The organism is Streptomyces sp. NPDC056480 (assembly GCF_042795405.1).
GTDB lineage: Bacteria > Actinomycetota > Actinomycetes > Streptomycetales > Streptomycetaceae > Streptomyces.
In genome coordinates this window covers 52,465-72,351 of sequence record NZ_JBHTSA010000019.1, presented here as the reverse complement: position 1 = coordinate 72,351, position 19,887 = coordinate 52,465, and the positions used below count along the sequence as shown (strand labels likewise).

12 protein-coding genes are annotated in these 19,887 nt (G+C 70.1%); 5 read left to right on the top strand and 7 right to left on the bottom strand.

Annotation, left to right across the window (positions count from 1 at the left end):
- Positions 1-211: 211 nt before the first annotated feature.
- The 4 genes from ACFQ79_RS11635 (at position 212) to ACFQ79_RS11620 (ending at position 5,476) form a co-directional block, all read left to right on the top strand.
- Positions 212-1,261, top strand: coding sequence for an amidohydrolase family protein (locus tag ACFQ79_RS11635; protein ID WP_383581643.1), 1,050 nt, complete (start codon positions 212-214; stop codon positions 1,259-1,261).
- Between the two features lie 12 nt (positions 1,262-1,273).
- Positions 1,274-2,833 (top strand): MFS transporter, encoded by a 1,560-nt coding sequence (locus tag ACFQ79_RS11630; protein WP_383581640.1) that lies wholly within the window; start codon positions 1,274-1,276, stop codon positions 2,831-2,833.
- Between the two features lie 260 nt (positions 2,834-3,093).
- On the top strand, positions 3,094-4,635 hold the full coding sequence (locus ACFQ79_RS11625) for a protein kinase (RefSeq protein ID WP_383581638.1): 1,542 nt from the start codon (positions 3,094-3,096) through the stop codon (positions 4,633-4,635).
- 124 nt (positions 4,636-4,759) lie between these two features.
- The gene (locus ACFQ79_RS11620; protein ID WP_383581636.1) at positions 4,760-5,476 is read left to right on the top strand and encodes a DUF2993 domain-containing protein; all 717 of its coding nucleotides are present in this window, start codon (positions 4,760-4,762) and stop codon (positions 5,474-5,476) included.
- A gap of 12 nt (positions 5,477-5,488) precedes the next feature.
- Here ACFQ79_RS11620 and ACFQ79_RS11615 read toward each other — a convergent pair whose 3' ends face one another.
- From ACFQ79_RS11615 to ACFQ79_RS11590, 6 genes are all read right to left on the bottom strand, one after another.
- Positions 5,489-7,951, bottom strand: a complete 2,463-nt coding sequence (locus tag ACFQ79_RS11615) for a SpoIIE family protein phosphatase (RefSeq protein ID WP_383581633.1) — start codon at positions 7,949-7,951, stop codon at positions 5,489-5,491.
- A 526-nt stretch (positions 7,952-8,477) separates the two neighbouring features.
- On the bottom strand, positions 8,478-9,422 hold the full coding sequence (locus ACFQ79_RS11610) for a helix-turn-helix domain-containing protein (RefSeq protein ID WP_383581630.1): 945 nt from the start codon (positions 9,420-9,422) through the stop codon (positions 8,478-8,480).
- A 350-nt stretch (positions 9,423-9,772) separates the two neighbouring features.
- Positions 9,773-10,369, bottom strand: coding sequence for an NADPH-dependent F420 reductase (locus ACFQ79_RS11605; RefSeq protein ID WP_383581628.1), 597 nt, complete (start codon positions 10,367-10,369; stop codon positions 9,773-9,775).
- A gap of 39 nt (positions 10,370-10,408) precedes the next feature.
- Positions 10,409-11,227, bottom strand: a complete 819-nt coding sequence (locus tag ACFQ79_RS11600) for an inositol monophosphatase family protein (protein ID WP_383581626.1) — start codon at positions 11,225-11,227, stop codon at positions 10,409-10,411.
- Positions 11,228-11,440: 213 nt separating this feature from the next.
- Positions 11,441-12,946, bottom strand: coding sequence for a GMC family oxidoreductase (locus ACFQ79_RS11595; RefSeq protein ID WP_383581698.1), 1,506 nt, complete (start codon positions 12,944-12,946; stop codon positions 11,441-11,443).
- Positions 12,947-13,354: 408 nt separating this feature from the next.
- Positions 13,355-13,828, bottom strand: a complete 474-nt coding sequence (locus ACFQ79_RS11590; protein WP_383581623.1) for a transposase — start codon at positions 13,826-13,828, stop codon at positions 13,355-13,357.
- Here ACFQ79_RS11590 and ACFQ79_RS11585 point away from each other — a divergent pair.
- Positions 13,827-16,019 carry a hypothetical protein gene (locus tag ACFQ79_RS11585; protein ID WP_383581620.1) on the top strand — a complete coding sequence of 731 codons (2,193 nt, stop codon included), beginning with the start codon at positions 13,827-13,829 and terminating at the stop codon, positions 16,017-16,019. The genes ACFQ79_RS11590 and ACFQ79_RS11585 overlap by 2 nt on opposite strands.
- A gap of 232 nt (positions 16,020-16,251) precedes the next feature.
- On the opposite strand, the gene ACFQ79_RS11580 is transcribed toward ACFQ79_RS11585, so the two are convergent.
- Positions 16,252-19,878 carry an SAV_2336 N-terminal domain-related protein gene (locus ACFQ79_RS11580; protein ID WP_383581617.1) on the bottom strand — a complete coding sequence of 1,209 codons (3,627 nt, stop codon included), beginning with the start codon at positions 19,876-19,878 and terminating at the stop codon, positions 16,252-16,254.
- Positions 19,879-19,887: the final 9 nt, after the last annotated feature.

Genomic DNA, 19,887 nt, shown 5'->3' with positions numbered 1-19,887 from the left:
ACGTCGCCGACCACACCGGCGACTCTCTGAACATCCGCTCTACCCCCGATCTCTCCATCCGGTCGCCCAAAGGCCCTGGCGCCACCGCCGAACCGGGCTCCTTCGCCTCCCCGGACACCGATACCCAGAGCGCCGGCTGGGTCGGCAGTGCACGGTCGCCGGCCGGAAGAACTCCCCGCCATAACCCGTAGACCGCATGAAAGGCCCCTTCATGTCCCCTTCGGCACAGCGCATCGACGTCCACCAGCATGTGGTGCCCGACTTCTACCGCGGCAAGCTCGCAGAGGCCGGCATCACCGACGCCGGCGGCCGCGCCCTGCCCGCCTGGAACCCCGAGTCCGCCCTGCAACTGATGGACCTGCTCGGCACCACCACGTCGATCCTCTCCGTCTCCACTCCCGGCACCGGCTTCCTCACCGAACCCGCCGAGGCCGCCGACCTTACCCGGCGCCTCAACGACCACTGCGCGGCCCTGGTCTCCGACCACCCCGGCCGCTTCGGCTTCTTCGCCACCCTGCCCATGCCCGACGCCGACGCCTCGGCCACCGAGGCCGCGCGCGCACTGGACCAGCTGCGCGCCGACGGCGTGACCCTGCTCGCCAACAGCCGGGGCACCTACCTCGGCGTGGACGGTCAGGACGCGCTGTGGCAGGCGCTGAACGACCGCGGCGCGGTGGTCTTCATACACCCGGCCGAGCTACCCGCTCCTCCGGTCGACGGCATTCCCGCCTTCGCCGCCGACTTCCTCCTGGACACCACCCGCGCCACCTACCTTCTGGTCCGCAACGGCATCCCGCGCCGCTACCCGAACATCCGCTTCATCCTCAGCCACGCCGGCGGCTTCGTGCCGTACTCCTCACACCGCATGGCCCTCACCATCGCCAACGACACCGCGCGCAGCCCGCTCGACGTACTGGACGACTTCCGCTGCTTCTACTTCGACACCGCCCTGTCCTCCAGCCCCGCCGCCCTGCCCACCCTGCTCGCCTTCGCCCGCCCCGGACACGTCCTCTTCGGCAGCGACTGGCCCTTCGCCCCCACTCCCGCCGGTCAGTACTTCGCGGGCGGCCTCGACGGCAACGTCGACACGGCCACGCTCACGGCCGTCAACCGCACCAACGCCGAAGCACTCTTCCCCCGCCTGGCCACCACTCCCCCGACGCCGCCCCGGGCCCTGCCGGCCCCGGTGCGCCTGCGCCACGCGGCGCAGCGCACCGCCGCGCGCCTGGTCTTCAAACTGCTCCAGCCCGGCAACGACTGAGACGAGTTCCTCATGTCCACCAGCCCCCTCCGCACCTCCGACGACCAGCCCGAAGCCCGGCAGGACGCCGTCGCGACCGGCCGTGCCGGCCACAACGGCGTGCTCTTCGCCATGTGCCTGTCCCTGGTCCTCGTCGTCGCCTCCGTCTCCGCGCTCAACCTCGCCCTGCCCGACCTCGCCATCGACCTGTCGGCCACCAACGCCTCACTGACCTGGATCGCCGACGGCTACACCGTCGCCCTGGCCGCTCTCGTCCTGCCGCTCGGTGCCATCGGAGACCGGATCGGGCGCCGCAACGTCCTCGTCGCGGGCACCGTCGTCTTCGGCATCGCCTCACTGGCCGCCTCCTTCGCCGACTCCACCACCACGCTCATCGTCTGGCGAGTCGTCATGGGCCTGGGAGCCGCGATGATCATGCCGGGCACCCTGTCCACGATCACCGCCGCCTTCCCTCCCGAGCAGCGCGTCAAGGGCGTGGCCACCTGGTCCGGATTCGCCGCCGCCGGAGCCATCATCGGCATGCTCGCCGCAGGGGCCCTGCTGGAGTGGTTCTCCTGGCGGTCGATCTTCATCACCAGCGCCGCGACCGCCCTGCTGGCCGCCCTCGCCGCCCTCCTCCTGTCGCCCGACACCAAGGACGAGCACCCCTCCCCACCCGACGTGCCCGGGGCCGTCTGCACCGCCGTCGGCATCGGCACCCTCGTCTTCGCCATCATCGAAGGCAACGAGCAGGGCTGGACGGAGCCTGTCGTCATCGCCGCCCTCGTGGTCACGGTGCTGGCCTTCACCGCGTACGCCTGGCTCGGCCTGCGGCGTGAGCACCCCCTGCTCGACCCCGCCCTGTTCGGCATCCGCGGCTTCCGGGCCGGCGCGATCGTCGTCCTCGTACAGTTCATGGCCGTCTTCGGGTTCTTCTTCGTCGGCCTGCAGTACCTGCAGCTCATCCTCGGCTACAGCCCGCTCAAGGCCGCCGCGGCCCTCGTACCCGTCGCGGTCGTCGTCCTGCCGACCTCCCAGGCCACCCCCCACCTGGTGCGACGGGTCGGGATGAAGGCCACCATGACCGTCGGGCTGCTCCTGCTGAGCGCCGGCCTGTTCGTCATCTCCCGGCTCGACGTCGGCTCCGGTTACCTGCCGTTCCTCGGCGGACTCGTCCTGGCGGGCTTCGGCATCGGCCTGTCCGGGGCCGTGGGCACCTCCGCCATCACCGGCTCGCTCGGCCGCGGCCAGCAGGGAGTCGCCTCCGCGATGAACGACACCACCCGTGAGGTCGGCTCGGCCGTCGGCATCGCCCTCATGGGCTCGATCTACGGCAGCCACTACCGCTCGAACCTGCCCGACTCACTCGACCGACTCCCCTCCGAAGCAGCCGAGGCCGCGCGCGACTCCGCCGCGGCGGGCCTGCACGTCGCCGACCAGCTCGGTGCACAGGGCGCGGCCCTGGCGGACGGCGTCAAGTCCGCCTTCATGGACGGCCTGTCCGCATCCCTCGTCGCCGTCGGCGTCATCGTTCTCGCCGCAGCCATCGGGTGCCTGCTCCGCGCGCCGAAGACACCACCGACGTCGGACTGAACGGCTGGCGATCGGATGCCCTGCGGACCTCTGGTGGCGCAGGGCCCTCGGCTCCGAACGGCGCCGCCGACTGCGGCAACGACGCACCTCGGCCGCTCTCATTCACCCCGATGGCGCCGCACGAGAGTCGGTGGACCCGTACAGCCTCTTCCCGTTGCCGAGCGGAAGACAGCCCCACGGGGTTTCCGACAACCCGAGTCGGAAACCCCACCGCACCCCTCCCCGTCAGCCTGACCACTGAAGGATCGCAGGTATCCGTCATGCAGTACCCCCTCCACGACCCGTGGGCCGGCCTGATCGGCGACCGGTACGCGCTACGCGAGCTGATCGGCCGCGGCGGCATGGGCGAGGTCTGGTCGGCCGACGACCTGGTCCTGCACCGCGCGGTCGCCGTGAAGCTGATGCACACACAGCTCGCCCTCGACGACGTCGCCCAGAGCCGCTTCCAGCGCGAGGTACGCGCGGCCGCCTCCCTCAACCATCCATGCGTCGCAGCCGTCTACGACGCCGGCTGGCTTCCGACAGCGCCCCCGCGCCCGTTCCTGGTCATGGAGCACATCACCGGACACACGGCCGCCGAACGGCTGAGGTCGGCCCCACCCTCTACGCAGGAGGCGATCGACTGGGTCGCGGGAACACTGGAAGCACTCGCCTGCGCCCACGCGGCCGGTCTGGTCCACCGGGACATCAAGCCGGCCAATGTCATGATCACCGCCGACGGGCTGGTCAAGGTCATGGACTTCGGGATCGCCCACGTATCCCACGGGCACGACACGAGCGTGACCGGCACGGGCATCTCGGTCGGCACCACCGCGTACATGTCCCCCGAGCAGGCCCAGGGGCGGCCTGTCGACGCGCGCTCCGACCTCTACTCGACCGGCTGCATGCTCTACGAGCTCCTCACCGGCCGCCGGCCCTTCACCGGGGACAGCCCGTTCGCCATCGCCTACCAGCACATGTACGCGGACCCGCAGGCCCCGAGGGACCTCGGAGTGGAACTGCCCGGGCACGTCCAGACGGCGCTTGCCCGCGCCATGGCCAAGAGTCCCGACGACCGGTTCGCCGACGCCGCGGCCATGCGTGACGCATTGCTCACCCCCGGAAGTCACGACATCGCGCCTCCTCAGGACACCACGCTCGCGGGAGCGCCGACCTTCCCGGAGGAAGAGGCGACAACGGCTCTCAGGTCCTCCAGGAGATCCCGCGGTCCCCAACGGGCGGCACTCGCGGCGTTGGCCCTCCTCGGCGCAGGCGCAGTCGTCACCGCTGTCCTCGCTGCGGCTCCGGATGCGACGCACGCCATCGGCCCCCGCACGCAGACCTCGCCCTCCTCCTCCTCCTCCTCCTCCGCAAGCCCTTCGCCCGAGCCAGAGCCCACCACCAGTGGTCTGGAAGGCACCACCGATCCCAGCAGCGGCGCCAGCCCGATGAGCCCTCATGCATCGACGGAGCCCACGACCCCCACCGTCGCCGTCCCCGGAAGCCTGGTCGGGAAGACCCTCGCACAAGCCAAAGCAGACCTGGCCGAGCTGGGCCTGAACATCGCACTCACTCCCCGTTCCAGCGCCGCCGGCACCAGCACCGTGATCGCAACCATCCCGACTGCCGGTACGCAACTGAAACGCGGCGACACCGTCCTCCTCGCCACCCGGACCGAAACGGAGGAACCCGCCAGTGCGAGGCCGACGAGCGAATCGCCAAGCCCCAGCCCGAGTGCCTCAAGCAACAGCCCCAGCACCTCGGCATCACCCACGACCACCAGCAACGGCCCGATGATCCGCCGACCGCCGATGCACAGCTGACAGGCCGACACCGCTGCGACCGACCGTCACGTCCCGCGGAACTCGCCTGATGGGCAATCAGAAGTTTGTGACGGCTCGCTTAGACGCGCGGCGCAAGGCTGCGGGGTCTGTAGAAGGAGAGAACATGAACGGACCAGAGAACGGCCGGGCAATGCGGCGCAGGCGTCGCCGGAACGTATGGGTCGCAGCGGCCCTGGCGCTGCTCACCGCCGCCGGCAGCGAGGTACTGGCCACGCAGTACGCGCAGGACCGCATCGCCGACTCGATTCGGCGGGACATCGGCCTGAACTCCGCTCCCCAGGTGCGTGTGAACGGCTTTCCCGTGTCACTTCAGCTGGCTCGAAAGGTGATCACCGAGGCGGACATCGACGCCGCACAGGTTCCAGCCACCCTGAACGGTCGCGTCCTGACCATTCAGGATCTCGCCATCCATCTGCACGGAATACGCCAAGAGCAGGGCGGGCGGGAGCAGGCCGACGAGGCCGAGGTCACGGCGACCATCGCGTACGAAGACCTCTCGGCCTTCTACGGGGTCGACATCAACCGAGGCAACGGCGACGACCAAGTGGTAGCGACCACTCAGGTCCCGCTGCTTGGACAGGTCTCGGCCTCCGCGCACGTCGGCGTCGCCGGCTCGAGAGCCATCGGGGTCGACGACGTCCGGCTCTCCCAGAACGTGCCTCCTGCCGCACGCACCCTGCTGGAGAAGTCCCTGGAGCGTCAGGCCCCGCTCGACAACCTGCCCGAAGGGCTCGCACTCCGGTCCGTGGCCGTCACCGACCACGGAATCGTTGCCCTCATGTCCGGGAGTGATGTCGACCTGCAGCCGCGCACCGCATAGAAGTCGAGCCGGTCAAGGCGGCAGGTCGAGCAGGTCGAAATCGGCGGTGAGGGGCTGCTCGGTCCAGATGGTCTTCCCGCTCCGGGTGTAGCGGCTGCCCCAGCGGGTGGTGAGTTGGGCGATGAGGAACAAGCCTCGGCCCCCTTCGTCGGACCACCGGGCCCGGCGCAGCCGCGGCTGGGTGTTGCTGGGATCGTTGACCTCGCAGACCAATACGTCTCCCCGGATGAGCCGCATGCCGATGGGACCGCCCGCGTACCGGACGGCGTTGGTGACGAGTTCGCTGACGACCAGTTCGGTGATGAAGGACACCTCGTCCAGTCCCCACGCGGCCAGCTGCCCGGCCGCCGCCTTGCGCGCGGCGGCGACGACGGAGGCGTCTGCGGGGAATTCCCAGGTCGCGGTGTTCCCCGGGTCGATGGCACGCGTGCGTGCCAGGAGCAGGGCCATGTCGTCGCGGGCCGGAGCGTCGCCCAGGCTGCGGAGAAGCTCGTGTCCCGCGCCGTCCAGACCACGGCCGGGGCCGGCGAACCGCGCGAGACGGTCGGTCAGCCGTCGCAGACCGGCGTCGGGATCGTGGTCGTCGCGGTAGATGACGCCCTTGGTGTACACCGCGACGATGCTGCCGGGCTCGAGGTCGAACGTGGTCGCCTCGAACGGCAGCCCGCCCACACCGAGCAGCGGTCCGGGCGAGATCTCGACGGATTCGACGGTGCCGTCGGGTCGGATCACGACGGGCGGTGGGTGTCCGGCGCTGGCCAGGGTGCATTGGCAGGTGATGGGGTCGTAGACGGCGTACAGGCAGCTGGCTCCGATGGTGTCCCCTTGGTGGGGCGCCTCGGCCTGGAGTTGGTGGACGAGGTCGTCGACGTGGGTGAGGAGTTCGTCCGGGTCCAGTTCCAGGTCGGCCAGAGTGTCGACGGCCGTGCGCAGCCGGCCCATGGTGGCGGTGGCGGGCAGACCGTGTCCCGTGACGTCACCCGCGACGAGGGCGACGCGGAAGGAGGGGAGAGCTATGACGTCGTACCAGTCGCCGCCGATCTCCGCCCCGCCTCCCGCCGGCACGTAGAACCCCACGGTCTCCGCCGCGGGGGTGTCGGTGGTGGCGGCGGGGAGCAGGCGCTGTTGCAGAGCGACGGCCGCCCGGTGCTCGCGCGTGTAACGGCGGGCGTTGTCCACGCCGAGTGCGGCCCGGGAGGCTATCTCCGTCAGCAGGTCGGCGTCCTCCTGGCCGAAGGGGCCGGGTCGGCGGGTGCGCCAGACGACCACGGTGCCGAGGACGAGGCCGCGGGCGAACAACGGAGCCGCGATCGCCGAGTGGCGGTGCTCGGGGACGAACAGAGGGGCCAGCTCCGAGTGCCCCTCCGCTGCGGCGATCACGCTGTCCCGGTCAGGCAGCAGGACGGTCTCGCCCTGTCCGATTCTCCGTAGAAGCGGGTGGTTCGGCAGCGTGGGCGGAACCGCGCCCACGGCAGGGAGACCGGCGGGCCAGTCGTCACCCGGCGGGGCCACGCCGATCCGGCGCAGATTCCACTGCCCCGGACCGAGCATCTTCGGGGGCTCGTCCCCCTCGAGCACGGCCTCGGACAGGGCCACCCAGGCGACGTCACCAAGGGCAGGCACGAGGACGTCCGCCAGCTCCTGCGCGGTACGTGCCACGTCCAGCGTGGCACCGATGCCCGCTCCGGCTCTGGTCAGCAGTTCCAGTCGCCGCTCGGCCCGGTACCCGTCCGTGATGTCGACGTACGTCTGGCACGTGCCGAGGGGACGGTCGGTCGGGTCGGTCAGTCGGAACGTGGACAGGGACCACATCCGGTCGCCGTCCGGACCGGACAGGGGGCTTTCGCGCACCGGAAGGCCGAGGACGGGCTCACCGGTCTCTCGCACCTGCCGCAGAACCCGGTCGATCGCTCCGGAGTCGACGTGGGAGGTGTCCGCGCCGACGTGCCGGCCGATGAGCTGGTGTCCGGGGTGGCTGAGGGCTCGCTCTGCCGCTGCGTTCAGCAACCGGTACCGCAACGCGTCGTCCATGATGGCGATGGGGGCGGGATACTGCTGGAACACGGCGCACATCATCGCCCGGTCGACGTCCGCCCGCTCGATCCGCCCAGCGTCTCCTGCGGAGACCGACCATCCCGTCCGGCCCTCCCGGTCCGTGACCGGACGCACGCGTAGCGCGACCCTCACCTCGTGCCCGTCGCGGTGCCGCAGGCCGAGAATGCCGTCCCAGCTCTGCCGGGCCTCAGACCGGGCGTGCCCGGCCAGCGCCGCTTCGCGGTCCCCGCGTGTGGTCAGCAGCTCCACCGCCGGTGTGCCGCAGACTTCCTTCACCGAGTATCCAAGGAGGGCTTCCGCCTCCGCGCTCCACAGCTGGACGGTGCCCACCCGGTCCACCCAGGCGGTGGCGGGATACGGCTCCAGCGGCAGGCCCCTTCCTCCCGCGCCGGTCCCCCTGGCGTGCAAGGGTCCGCTCATCGGCATCAGTCCATTTCTGGCCTCGCCCTCTGGCCATCATAGGAGAAGGGGACATTCGGTACGTCTTGAAGGCCCAGAGGGCCGAGGCCTCCGGCAGAGCTGCCGCACTCACCTCCGGCACGCTGCCAGCGACGGCCGGGGCCGGAGCGGTCGGCTTGGATTGCACCGGCGGTGCGACCGGGCTGGGAGGTCGACTCAGAACGAACAGCAGCGTTCAGCAGCGTGGTGGGCCGTCCTGCCCACGCCACAGTTCTCCGACGATCCCGGCTTTGCCGGGTTGGGAGTGGAGGCGGAGAACACCTTCCGGCGAGCGTGGTGCGAGTGGAGTCACCGAGCCACCTGGTCCTGGCAGCGCCTGGACGTCCAGGACTTCTCGGTGCCCACCGTCGTCAGCGACGCCTTCGGGCGCCGCTGCAAGGGGAAGCCCGAGGCACACACCGCCTTCCGTCAGCTCACCGCCGACCGGATCCGCCTGGCACGCGAAGAAGCCAGGCACCCGCCACCGCGCCGCGGCAGCTGGTGGCGGTCAAGCCACCCTCCCTCCCGAAGTCGAGCGGGCGTACTCGGTGGGAGTCTGACCGTAGTGCTTCTTGAAGGCCCGGGTGAAGTGACTGCCGTCCGCGAACTGCCAGTGTGCCGCGAGTTCCGAAATGCTCATGCGCCCTGGCGGCGAGACAAGGGCGAGCCGGGCCTCATGCAGTCGCCGGTGGCGTATGTAGGTGGTCACCTGCTCACCCACCGCGGCGAACGCCCGGTGCAGCGTACGGACGGAAACGTTGAGCTCACGCGCAAGCATCGCCGGAGAGAGTTCGGGATCAGCGAGCCGACGGTCCGCGAGGTCCTTGGCTGCCTGGGCGAGCGCGGGAGCCAACCGGGGTTCCACGTCGTCGAACCGGCCCTTCGCCACCGCCTTGGTCAGCTCGACCAAAGTGCCTTGGGCAGCTTCCACACCGGCCGGGCCGAGGTCGGCCACGGTCGTGTGAATCATGTCTGCAAGGGCCGTCAGCAAGCGCACCTCGGCCGAGTCCGCCGGCCCCGTAATGACCCGGCTCCCGAGCAGGGGCTTGAGCTCGCCGGGGGGTAGGACAAGGAACTTCGCCGTGAGGTGCGCCGACGTCTCGAAGGCCGTCAGGTGCCCGAGGTGCCGGACGAGGAACTGGCCAGCCGAAACGGTCCGGTCGCCGTAACCGGGCGGGCCCCCCAGCGTCCACGCGCCGCGCCGCACGACGTACATGGCAACCAGGTCTTGATCTCCGCCCGGGACATCCGCGGTCCGGGTTGCCGACGCGGCGTGAAGATCGGCGATCGCCGCGCCGTGTACCTTGACCACGTTGCCCTTGACCCGGAAGTCACCGATGGTGTCCGGGCTGAAGGCCGGCAGTTGGAAGACATCGTCGCCGACCTGCGTCTCCCACCCGCGCCGGAAGACGTCGAGTCCCCGCGGTGCGGAGCCCGGGGCAGTCGAGTCCACTGTGAACACCCCTCGGCTGCCGCCGACTTCCGCTCCTGTGCCGTGCATCCCGCTCCGATCCCCTCGTATTCCATGCTTCAACACCATCCTGTGGTGATCGTGTTCCGCAGGACGCCGCGATGACCCATGGGGGCACCGTGCCAATCTTCCTATGGACGGCTCGCATGGCAGCGGTCGAGAGGCAGAGCTGATGCTTCTGATGCGGCGAGATGAGCTGAGCGCCTGAGTACGCGCCGCCGTGGTCGGTTCGCCCGGTTCGGCAACGAGAGCCCCGTACGAGTAGTGGGCCCACCGGGAGCCATCCGTGCCGGTGCCGGCTCCGGTCACCTGCAGTCGGCACGGCTCGGCAGTCAGCGGGCGATCGAGATCGCGAAGGGCGCGAATCCGCTGGACCGAATGACGTGCGGGACGAACAGTATCGCGGCCTCCGTGGCGCGCGCGGTCTGGATCCCGCCGAGATCGGTGATCCATTCCTTGTGCCAACCGAGGTCGACGAGGAGTTCGCGGACGGTCTGCTTGGCCAGCGGGTCCTCGCCGGAGAGGAAGACGGTTGGCGTCTGGGTGAGCATGGCCGGTGCGGTCATCACCGGGAAGAGCATGGTGTTGAGCGTCTTGACGACCCGCGTTTCGGGGAGCGCCTCTTGCAGTCGCTCGGCGAGGCTCGATCCGGGGTGAATGAGGTCGGCGGGCAGTCCGTCCGGGCCGTCGACGGTGGCGTTGGAGACGTCCACCAGGATCTTGTCGTGCAGCTCTTCGCGCAGGGCGGCGAGACGTTCCAGGGAGCCGGCGCCCGGGGTGGCGTTGATGACGATCCGGGCCGTCCGGGCGGCATCAACGGCTGCGCCCGGCTCGCGGTCCGCCACCGTCACCTCGTGTCCTGCGCGGGTGAGGGCTGCGGCCAGATTGCCTCCGACGCGGCCGTTTCCGAGAACTGCGATCGTGGTCATGGTGATGTCCTTGCGTGGGTTCGGTCGTGGTGTACGGGGTCAGCGGGAGAGCGTGGCGACGGCCGCGGCGTGGACGCCGGGCGCGGCAGCCAGGAAGCTCTCGCTCTGCGGGGTCCAGGGGTGGCCCTCGGTGTCGGAGATCTGTCCGCCCGCCTCGGTGACGAGCAGCGCCCCGGGCAGCAGGTCCGCGCGGGCGCCGGCGAACTGCCAGAAGACGTCGATCCGGCCGGCGGCCACATTCGTCAGGTGCAGGGTCGCAGGCACGGCGGTGCGGACGACAAGCGCGTCGAAGAGCATCTCGGTGATCGAGGAGCCGACGCGCCGAACGACCTTCTCGTCCTCATCCGGCCGAGCCTGGCTGGTGGCCACGATGCTCAGGCCGAGGTCTGCGGTTGCGGAGACGCGCAGTGGCCGGCCGTCGAGGTAGGCTCCGGCGCCGGTGAGCGCGGTGTAGGTCTCGCCCGTCAACGGCAGGTGGACCGCTGTGAGCACCGGCTGGTTCTCCCGTACGAGGGTGGCGGTCACCGCCCACTCGGGCAGGGCGTGCAGGTGGTTGACGTTGCCTTCGGCCGGGTCCACGACCCACCACTCGCCGGGCGGCAGCGCCCCGCCGTCCAGTTCGTCCTCCACCCAACTGGCCTCCGGGCGCAGGTCCGTGAGACGGGGGCGCAGGATGTCGAGCGCCGCGTTGTCGTTGACGGCGAGCGCGCGCATCAGCTCTTGGCGGGTCTGGTAGCGGACTACGCCGCCGAAGGACTCGCGCAGCGCCGCACCGGCTGCGCGTACGGCGGCTGCGGTCTGATCGAGCAGGTCGGCGTCGGAGGTGGCGACGTCGCTGGTCTGAAGCGTTTCGGACATGATGGTGCTCCTGTCTGAGGAGGGGGATGAGGCCGGTCGGGGCCGAACTGCGTTTTGCTTCTTGTGCTTTCGGCTCGAGCCCCACCGATACCTTCGAATGCATTCGAAGAACGGAAAGGATCACTCGTATCAATTGGGTTTGAACCTGCCTGCACGCTCGACGCGCCGTTGGGTGAAGCCAGATGTGGAAGTCCCGAGGGCGCGGGGGAAGGCTCAGTCGAGCAGTTCGGCAGCCCGTTCGGCGATGGCGTAGACGGTCGCATTGGTGTTGGCCGAGGGGATGGACGGCATCACCGAGGCATCGGAGACCCGCAGCCCGGCGATCCCATGTACGCGCAGGTTGGCAGGGTCGACGACGGCATGGGCGTCGGTTCCCATGCGGCAGGTGCCGGTGAAGTGGAAGTAGGGGCCGGTAGCCTTCCGGATGAACTCGTCCACGGATTCGCCGCTCGTCCCGGAGCCGGGCACCGCTTCCTGCTTGCGCCAGTCGGCGAACGCGTCGGCCTCCCCGATGCGGCGTGCCACTGCCAGGCCCCTGCGCATGACCTCCAGGTCACGGTCGTCGCTCAGGTAGCCCGGGTCGACGACGGGAGCGCCGGCGGGATCGGCGTCCGCCAGGCGCACGGTGCCGCTGCTGTGCGGAGCCATCGCGGAGAAGGCGATGGAGTAGCCGTTGGCCGGCGGCCGGCCCCATGCCGACGGGAGCGGTGCGGCGACGACATAGACCTGAAGGTCCGGCCGGGCCGCGGCGGGGTCACTGTACGACAGGCCCATCATTTCCGCCGGCGGGTTGGCAGGAACGAACTGTACGGGCCGGCTGGCCTCGTACACCACTGCCGCCATCGGATGGTCCTGCAGATGGGATCCCACTCCCGGCAGGTCGGCGACGACACCGATGCCGTGTTCGCCAAGGTGTCGCGCCGGGCCGATCCCTGACAGCATCAGAAGGTGCGCGGAACCGATGGCCCCCGCGGTCACCACGACCTCGGCGCTCTCAGCGGACAGGTGCGCGCCACCCACCGTGTACTCGACGCCGGTGCAGCGGCCTGCGGTGATGCGCAGCCGCTGCACGGTCGCGTCCGTGACGACGTCCAGGTTCGGCCGGTCGAGGAACGGACGGATGTAGGCGTCGGCCGCGCTCTGGCGGGCGCCGCCGGGCAGATTCATGTCACTCCACCCGAACCCGGTCTCCAGCCCGCCGCCGATGTCGTCGGCGCGTGTGAACCCGGCCTGCACCGCAGCGTCGACGCCCGCCACGGCCAGGGGATGGGGTTCCGGAACCGGGGCGACCACGACCGGCCCGTCCGTGCCCCGCACGGAGGCATCACGACCGCGAGTGCTCTCACTGCGACGGAAATAGGGCAGCAGATCGTTGAAACCCCAGCCCGGAGCACCGAGTCCGGGCCATTCGTCGTAACCGGAGTGGTGCCCCCGCAGGTGGTAGAGGCCGTTGATGCTCGACGATCCGCCGAGCGCCTTACCGCGCAGCACCTCAGCGGCCCTGCCCGTACCGGCCTGCACGGTCGAGGCGCCCCGCCAGAGGGATGACTGGTCGAACCCCAGGAACCCCCAAGGAGATGCCATCGCCTCGGTCGCGTCCCGGGCTCCCGCCTCCAGCAACAGCACCCGCACGCGGGGGCGTTCCGAAAGCCGGGAGGCAATCACGCACCCCGCTGTCCCCGCTCCCACAACGACATAGTCATAAGGACTCTGGCCCATCATGTCTCCGCTTCCCACGGCAGCTCTGTCCGACCACCGGGTTTCAGGAGAAAGAGCTCCCCGACGATCAACGAGCTGATTGCTTGCATATACAGAAGGGGCCGAAGCGTTGGGATGACTCTCTTCAGGTCGGCCCTATGCCTGCTCGGCCGCCCCCCAGCTCGGCGCACAGAAGGCGTGAACCGGCTGATCAGCAGCGAGCGGGCTCCAATGGAGCAGGGCTGTCCGGAGGGAGGCTGCGCGCGCTGCTGGTGCTGACGGCCACGCGGCTGGACCTCTCTTGTTTCACGAGTTCCTTGTCCTTGGTGTGTACCCGTCCCTGAGCAGCCCGGGTTTCCCTTCTGCCGTCGAATCTTAGGAATGCCGACACGGCACGTACTTGAACCTGCGCGACGTTCGTTCGGAACCTCAGCGCCATATGAGTGGCGAGACAGTCTGCGTCAACCGCGCTCCCGCCAGATCGAGATTCCGCATCACGCGGGCGACTCGCTTGTGGCCGACCCGTTCGCCCTTGTCGCGGAGTTCGGTGGTGGTCCTGGGAACGCCGTCAGTGCCGTCCGATTCCTGGTGCGCTGATCCCGCCTCCAGCGGCATCCACTGCTCGGCGGGGACCCCTGCCCGGCGCCCCCGCGGCCCCAACAGCCGCCGCACCCAGGCGAAACGACGAGGTTGGCTCCGGGCATGCAAGGCACACGAGAGCGCATTCATGCTGATGTCGATGACCGTGCGGAGCTGCTTCTGGCTCGCCCTGGTCTTGCTCATCACGGCCAGCGATCGCTTGCCCGGCGGACTATGAGTGCCTGTGGAAGGCCACTCTTGAGGAGGAGGAGGATCACAAACCAGGTCTCGCTGCTCGCGTTGAAGCGCGAGAATCGTCGGCATGGTTCGCTCGTTCTTCCACAGCTCTGACTCCGACCGCGAGGAGGCCGGGCGCCTGCGCAGCCAAGCGGCCGAAGCCAAGCACACCGCCGCGATGCAGGCGGCCGGATACGAACCGCTGGAGCCCTATCCCGGGAGTGGGAAACCGTGGCGGTCCCGGCACCTGGCGTGCGGAAGCATCGTCTCCCCGCGATTGGCGTACCTCGGCGCAGGCCGGGTCGGGTGTACGGAGTGTGCGAAGGAGAGCCGCCGGGCGATCCTCCAGGAGCGGGCCGGCGGAGCCGAGCGGGCCGAGGCGGACATGCGGTCGGTCGGTCTGGAGCCGCTGGAGCCGTATCTCAACAGTCAGACACCGTGGCGCTGCCGCTGCACCGCGTGCGGGACCGTCGGCACACCACGACTGTCCGCGGTCCGGAACCTGGTCAAGGAGGGGGTCGCGTCAGGCTGCGCCACCTGCAATCGCCGAGCCCGCGGTCGGCGGCAGCGCGAGGCCAACGCCGAAAGGGCCGAGTCCATGATGCGCGAGGCAGGTTACGAGCCGCAGGAGCCGTATCTGTCCGCCGCAGCGCTGTGGAGCTGCCGTCATGCGGCGTGCGGCGAGGTGGTCCGGGTGAAGGCGTCGAGCGTCCGCAGCGGCTACGACCCGTGTCCGGTCTGCCGGGCGGAGGGGTACAAGCAGCGTGCTGCTGCCCGCCGTACCGACCCGGCCGAGGCCACCGCCCTGATGCGGGCGCACGGCTTCGAACCGCTGGAGCCGTATCCCGGTGCTTCGGTGGGCTGGCACTGCCGCTGCACCACGTGCGGGAAGGAGTCGAAGCCCCTGTACTCCGGCGTCAAGGGCCGCGGGTACGGCTGCGGACACTGCGCGGGAAGCGCGCCGCTCGACCCCACGGCGTGCGCGGCCGAGATGCGGGCGGCCGGGTTCGAGCCGCTGGAGCCCTATCCCGGCAGTGACAAGCGCTGGTTGTGCCGCTGTCCGGCGGGCCACGACGTGCATCTTCGGCTGACCGGTGTCCGTACCGGCAAGGGATGCCGGATGTGCGCCACCCACGGCATCGACCTGGCAGGACCGGCGAAGCTGTACGTGATCACCCACCGGGAGTGGAACGCGGTCAAGGTCGGCATCGGCGCCTGCACCGGATACACCTCCCGCCTCCTCCAGCACGAACGTCAGGGCTGGGAGCTGTACCTGGCTCGCGACTATGCGACCGGAGCTGCCGCCTACGACGTCGAACAGGCCGTCCTCGACCGCCTGCGAGGCGCCAAGCTGTGCCCCTTCCTCACCAAGGACGTCATGCCGAACGGATGGAGCGAAACCTGCTCCGCCGACCGCGTCACCGCCGGCGAGGTGTGGGCCATGGTCGAGGAGGAGACCCGCCGCGCCCCCGACGACTACGCTCCCCGGGCCGGCGCCCGGCCCCGCGCCGCTGTCCTGTTCGACGCCGAAGCCGCCACCGCGGAGATGCGCGCCCGCGGGTACGAGCCGCTCGTTCCCTACCCAGGGCGTACGAATGCGACCTGGCCCTCCCGGTGCACCACGTGCGGGCACGAGGGCCGGCCCACCTTCAACGCCGTACGCAACGGAGGCCAGGGCTGCCGCATCTGCCGGACCCGAGCGGCCCAGGCCGAACGTGCCGCCGCGACCGCCCCCAAGGCAGGTGAAGTGATGCGCGCGGCCGGGTTCGAACCGCTGGAGCCCTACCGCACCAGTCGAGCTCCCTGGCGCTGCCGCTGCACCACATGCGGCCGCGAGAGCACCCCTACCTACTCCAACGTCAACAACGGAGGGAGCCGCTGCCGCTTCTGCTCCTCTAAGTCATCGAACGCCGAGCAGGCCGAGGCCGAGATGCGAGCGGCCGGGTTCCAGCCGTTGGAGCCTTACCAGGGCCGGGCCACGGCCCCGTGGCGCTGCCGCTGTTCCTGCGGGAACGAGGTCATGACGCGTCTGTCCTTCGTCCGGTCAGGAACGACGGGGTGTAAGAAGTGCCCCCGTGCCGGGGGTCGAACCGATCCGGCGAAGGCTGCTGCCGAGGTCCGCCAGGCAGGGTTCGAGCCCCTGGAGACCTACCCTGGCAGAACCACCGACCGGTGGCGCTGCCGCTGTACGTGCGGGGCCGAAGCCACGGTGACCTTGACCGGCATCAGGCGAGGCCGAACCAGGCACGGGACGTGTTCCACAGACCACACCGACTGATCAGCACGTACCGCAGCGTCCCCCTGAGGGCGCCCGCTCGCCGCCAGGCATACGAGGTACTGGCGCAGGTCGGCGCTCTTCAGAGGCCTATCCACGCAAGGCAGCGCCATGAGGGCGAGGACTTCAAGACCCCGGCAGGCGAGCCATCACTGCGGCAAGCGGCGCACGAAGGCCTTCGGAACCACGACCAGTTGATGCCATCGATCCCGCGCAAGCCGATCTCCGGCCCTCGTCACGGGTTCGGCATGACAAGCCGGACGTCCGACGCATGAGGACCCTTCGGCCCCTGGACGATGCGGAAGTCCACCACCTGCCCTTCGTCGAGAGTGCGGAAGCCGGCCATCTGGAGCTCCGAAAAGTGGACGAAGAGATCCGAGCCGCGGTCGGGCGTGATGAAGCCGTACCCCTTCTCGGTGTTGAACCACTTCACTCTGCCACGCTGCCTGCCCAGTGCCGGCCGTCCACGGTTCACGCCGAGAGCCAGCACGAACCGGCCCTTTCGGACCAGCGGAGCGGGCAGGTCGTTCCGGGTGCGCAAGGCCAGGCTCACCTCGTCGCACACCAGGTGCAGGTCCAGCACCGGTGCCGAGCTGTGGGGAACGCCGTCCTGAAGGACATCGATGAGTGCACCTGTGAACGCGGTGTACCGAGTGCCCACCGGCGCATAGGCGACTCTCGAACCACTCGTGGCTCCCAGCATCCACACGTCGTCGGTCTCCATGGACGGCCAACGCCCGCTGTAGTCGCAGTCCAGGATCACGAGACGCCGACGCGCGGGACTGGTCAACAGAACGTCGTTGATGGTCCTGGCGCTGACGGCTGTCAGCTCGGGCTGCTCCGGGTCGGTGGACGAGCAGACCAGATGGAGCTCGCCCCTGCTGTCGAGGAGGGCGAGCCCCGCGAAATAGAAGAGAAGAACATCGCGGGCCTCAGCGGCGGCGTCGTGCAGCGGACGCAGAACGTCCGCCGACGTCGCCGGGTCGATCACGGCGGTGGCGGTCTGAGGGTCGAAGGCGCGGGCCGGGCCCTCGAGCGTGAGGAGGGCGTGGAGGCGTTCCAGGCCGGGGACGACGGAAGGAATCGCGGGGAGGCTCGGTGATGACGTGTTAGCCGTTGCCACCAGCACCGCACGGGAATCACGAGGAAGCGGCAAACGGGAGTCGCGCTCAGGGGCGGACTCTCCGCCGGTGCCGAGCAACCGGTCGAGGGAGGAGACGGGCTGCCCCACCAGCGGTCCGGTGGGCTGGGCCACTACCTGGTTCATTCCTGTCACCACCCCGACCAGTCGCCCGTTGTCATCCACGATCGGGGCGCCGCTCAGCTCCAGAAAGCCGGCGGGCGGCGGCAGGACCTGCAGCACGGGATCGGTGAGTACAGCGGCTATGTGCGTCGCGGTCACATTCGACACCCTGCATCGGAGCAGAACCCTGCCGTCTCCCGCGACGCCCTGCAGTTCTACGCTCTGCCCCTTGAGGATCTCCTGTGAGGACCTGCCCATGACGGGCGACGTGCCGTCCGGCCACGTCGGGTCCGTGATCCTCAGCAGAGCGACCTCTCCCTGTGAGGAGTGGGCCTCGGCCGTGTACGTCATGGCCCGCACGGTCACGGTGATCCGACGCGCGTCGCTCACGAGGTGGCGGGCGGTCAACACCCCCGTTCTCACCAGCACGCCGCTTCCGCGTACTCCATCGGCTCCGACGCGCACGACGGCATCGGCCGAGGAGTACGGCTCGGTGGCGTCCGAATCCGGCAACACAGCGCGAACGGGCCGGGGGAGCGACTCCAGCGTCTCGGCGACGGGAGGCAGGAGTGATTCCGCACCGTCCTCGAAAGTGAGGAGATCAGCACGTTCCTCCACGAGGGTGAACGGATGGGTGCCGTCACGTTCTCGTCTCATCACGAAGGTGAGGACGGGGCCACGGGGCGGGCTTCCCTGGTCCACCAGACCAGCGACGCACCGCGCCGCTCGGCTGCCGACCTCGTGGTCGTCGCCGGAAGCGATGCCCTCGATGTCGTCGAGCCAGACGACCGTGTGCGGTCCCACCCTGGGGGCCGCTGCCAGGAACTCTTCGACGGAACGCGGTTCCCAGATGCGCCAGTCGGCCGGAAGCAGTCGTACCGCCTCCCAGGCCGCGTGGGTCTTGCCTGACGCGGCGGGGCCGGTGAGGACGGCCAGCTGGCTCGTCCCCTGCTCCGCTCTCCGCACCACCTGCTGCAAGGAGGCCGCGTGCGATGAGGGCAGGAGACCCGGGGAATCGGCAGCGTACGAACGTCTCCCCTGCCTTGACTCCGGGAGAGGCACCCCCACCGGGGCCGACTCCGGCCCCTTGGTGTGGGCGAACGGGAGCGCCCCGGGTGCCAGTACGCGATCTCCCTGGGTGAGGTGCGGTGCCCCGCGCACCGCCCGGAACTCGCCCGCGTGCGTCGGCGCGTGCTCCAAGTACGCCGAGACCGATCTCCGTACGAGCTCCTGCACGGCCGTGATGTCCTGTCGGTCCTGTCCTCCCATGAGGGCTTCGCGGACCCCTGGCAGGAACTGGAAGGTGTACCGGTCCAGTTCGGTGCGTGGAGGCAGCGGATGCCACGGCTGGAACAGACCGCCCAGCGCCACCTCCGCCACGTGTCCGTGGTCGGACTCCCCGACCATGGCCCGGCGTACGAGGGTCATGACGGGCAGGGTGACGGGAACAGCGGCGAGGTGACCGGCCAGGCGTCGCGCGGGCGGTGACGCGGTCGCCTGGAACCGCCGGAGCACGGACTCGGCCGAAGGAGGAACCAGCGGAGGCGAGGACCCCGCTGACGATTCGCTCGGCGTCCAGGAGCAGTCGCGGTCCACGCTCAGGCATGTCATCCGTGTCCATCGGCCACCACCGGCGACGAGGGAGGCGAGCGCTGCGAGCGATTCCGGGGTGGCCTCCACCAAGGGAACGGATACTCCACGGGCGGACCGGTTCCGCCCGGGGCGGAACCGGCGGCCTGCCGGGCGAACCCGCCAGGTCCCGTTCGGTGCGGCCGGGCGGGCGGCTCGCACGAACATACCGGTGGGGGTTACCGCTCCCCGGTCCCACAGCCGCCTCGGCATGACGTTCACGACGGCGACCGGCCCGTGCGCCGCCCAGCGGAGCAGGGCCCGCGCCATCGTCGGCCGGCCCCAACTCTCGGCGACCGTGTCCGTGACGACCAGGACCAGGCGGTGCCCGGAGGGGTCGGTGATCTCCTGAGCACTGCGCGGTTCGCCCCCAGGCGTGCGGGCGACCGTGGGCCTGCCCGTGGTGTCGGGGTCGCCGAGGAACCACACTCGCACGTCCCGGAACAGACCGGCCTGGGTGACGGCGCGGGAGAACTCGGTCACCACGTCGTGCCAGAACACCATGGTCGGGTGGGTGTCCACGACGATGACGAGGTCGAGCCAGCGGCCCCTCGACGGGCGCATGACGGGCACCAGCATGCGGCGCTCGACGGATGCGAGGACTGAGGCTTCCTCGTCGAGCTCCCCTTCGCCAGCCCTCTCGGCCCGCTTTCCCAAGGGGCGCAGGGCTCGCATGATGCCGAGCGAGTCGTCGAGCGCCGGTGCGCGCCGCACCAGGACGGACACGCCGGGGTGGCCCTGTTGGTCGCCGGTCCCGGCTGTCGTGGTGTCGTTGTAGAGCCGGTGTTCACCGGTCTCGCCGGCGTCGGCTCCCGCTTCTGCCGTGTCGGAGGGTGCCGACGGGGTCCGGCCGGGGTCGTCGGCCGCGGTCGTCTGCTCCGACTCGCCCGCCGCGTCGATACGGCCGGCCAGCCAGAGGATGTCGGCCAGTTCCTCCGGGCCCACGTCGGCACCCGCCCCGCCCAGCGCGTCGGACAACTCCTCGATCACGGCATCACC

Coding starts and splice junctions, on each gene's coding strand:
- ACFQ79_RS11635 (WP_383581643.1), top strand. CDS start 212: ATGTCCCCTTCGGCACAGCGCATCGACGTCCACCAGCATGTGGTGCCC.
- ACFQ79_RS11585 (WP_383581620.1), top strand. CDS start 13,827: ATGGTTCGCTCGTTCTTCCACAGCTCTGACTCCGACCGCGAGGAGGCC.
- ACFQ79_RS11605 (WP_383581628.1), bottom strand. CDS start 10,369: ATGACCACGATCGCAGTTCTCGGAAACGGCCGCGTCGGAGGCAATCTG.
- ACFQ79_RS11595 (WP_383581698.1), bottom strand. CDS start 12,946: ATGGGCCAGAGTCCTTATGACTATGTCGTTGTGGGAGCGGGGACAGCG.
- ACFQ79_RS11590 (WP_383581623.1), bottom strand. CDS start 13,828: ATGCCGACGATTCTCGCGCTTCAACGCGAGCAGCGAGACCTGGTTTGT.
- ACFQ79_RS11625 (WP_383581638.1), top strand. CDS start 3,094: ATGCAGTACCCCCTCCACGACCCGTGGGCCGGCCTGATCGGCGACCGG.
- ACFQ79_RS11615 (WP_383581633.1), bottom strand. CDS start 7,951: ATGAGCGGACCCTTGCACGCCAGGGGGACCGGCGCGGGAGGAAGGGGC.
- ACFQ79_RS11630 (WP_383581640.1), top strand. CDS start 1,274: ATGTCCACCAGCCCCCTCCGCACCTCCGACGACCAGCCCGAAGCCCGG.
- ACFQ79_RS11600 (WP_383581626.1), bottom strand. CDS start 11,227: ATGTCCGAAACGCTTCAGACCAGCGACGTCGCCACCTCCGACGCCGAC.
- ACFQ79_RS11620 (WP_383581636.1), top strand. CDS start 4,760: ATGAACGGACCAGAGAACGGCCGGGCAATGCGGCGCAGGCGTCGCCGG.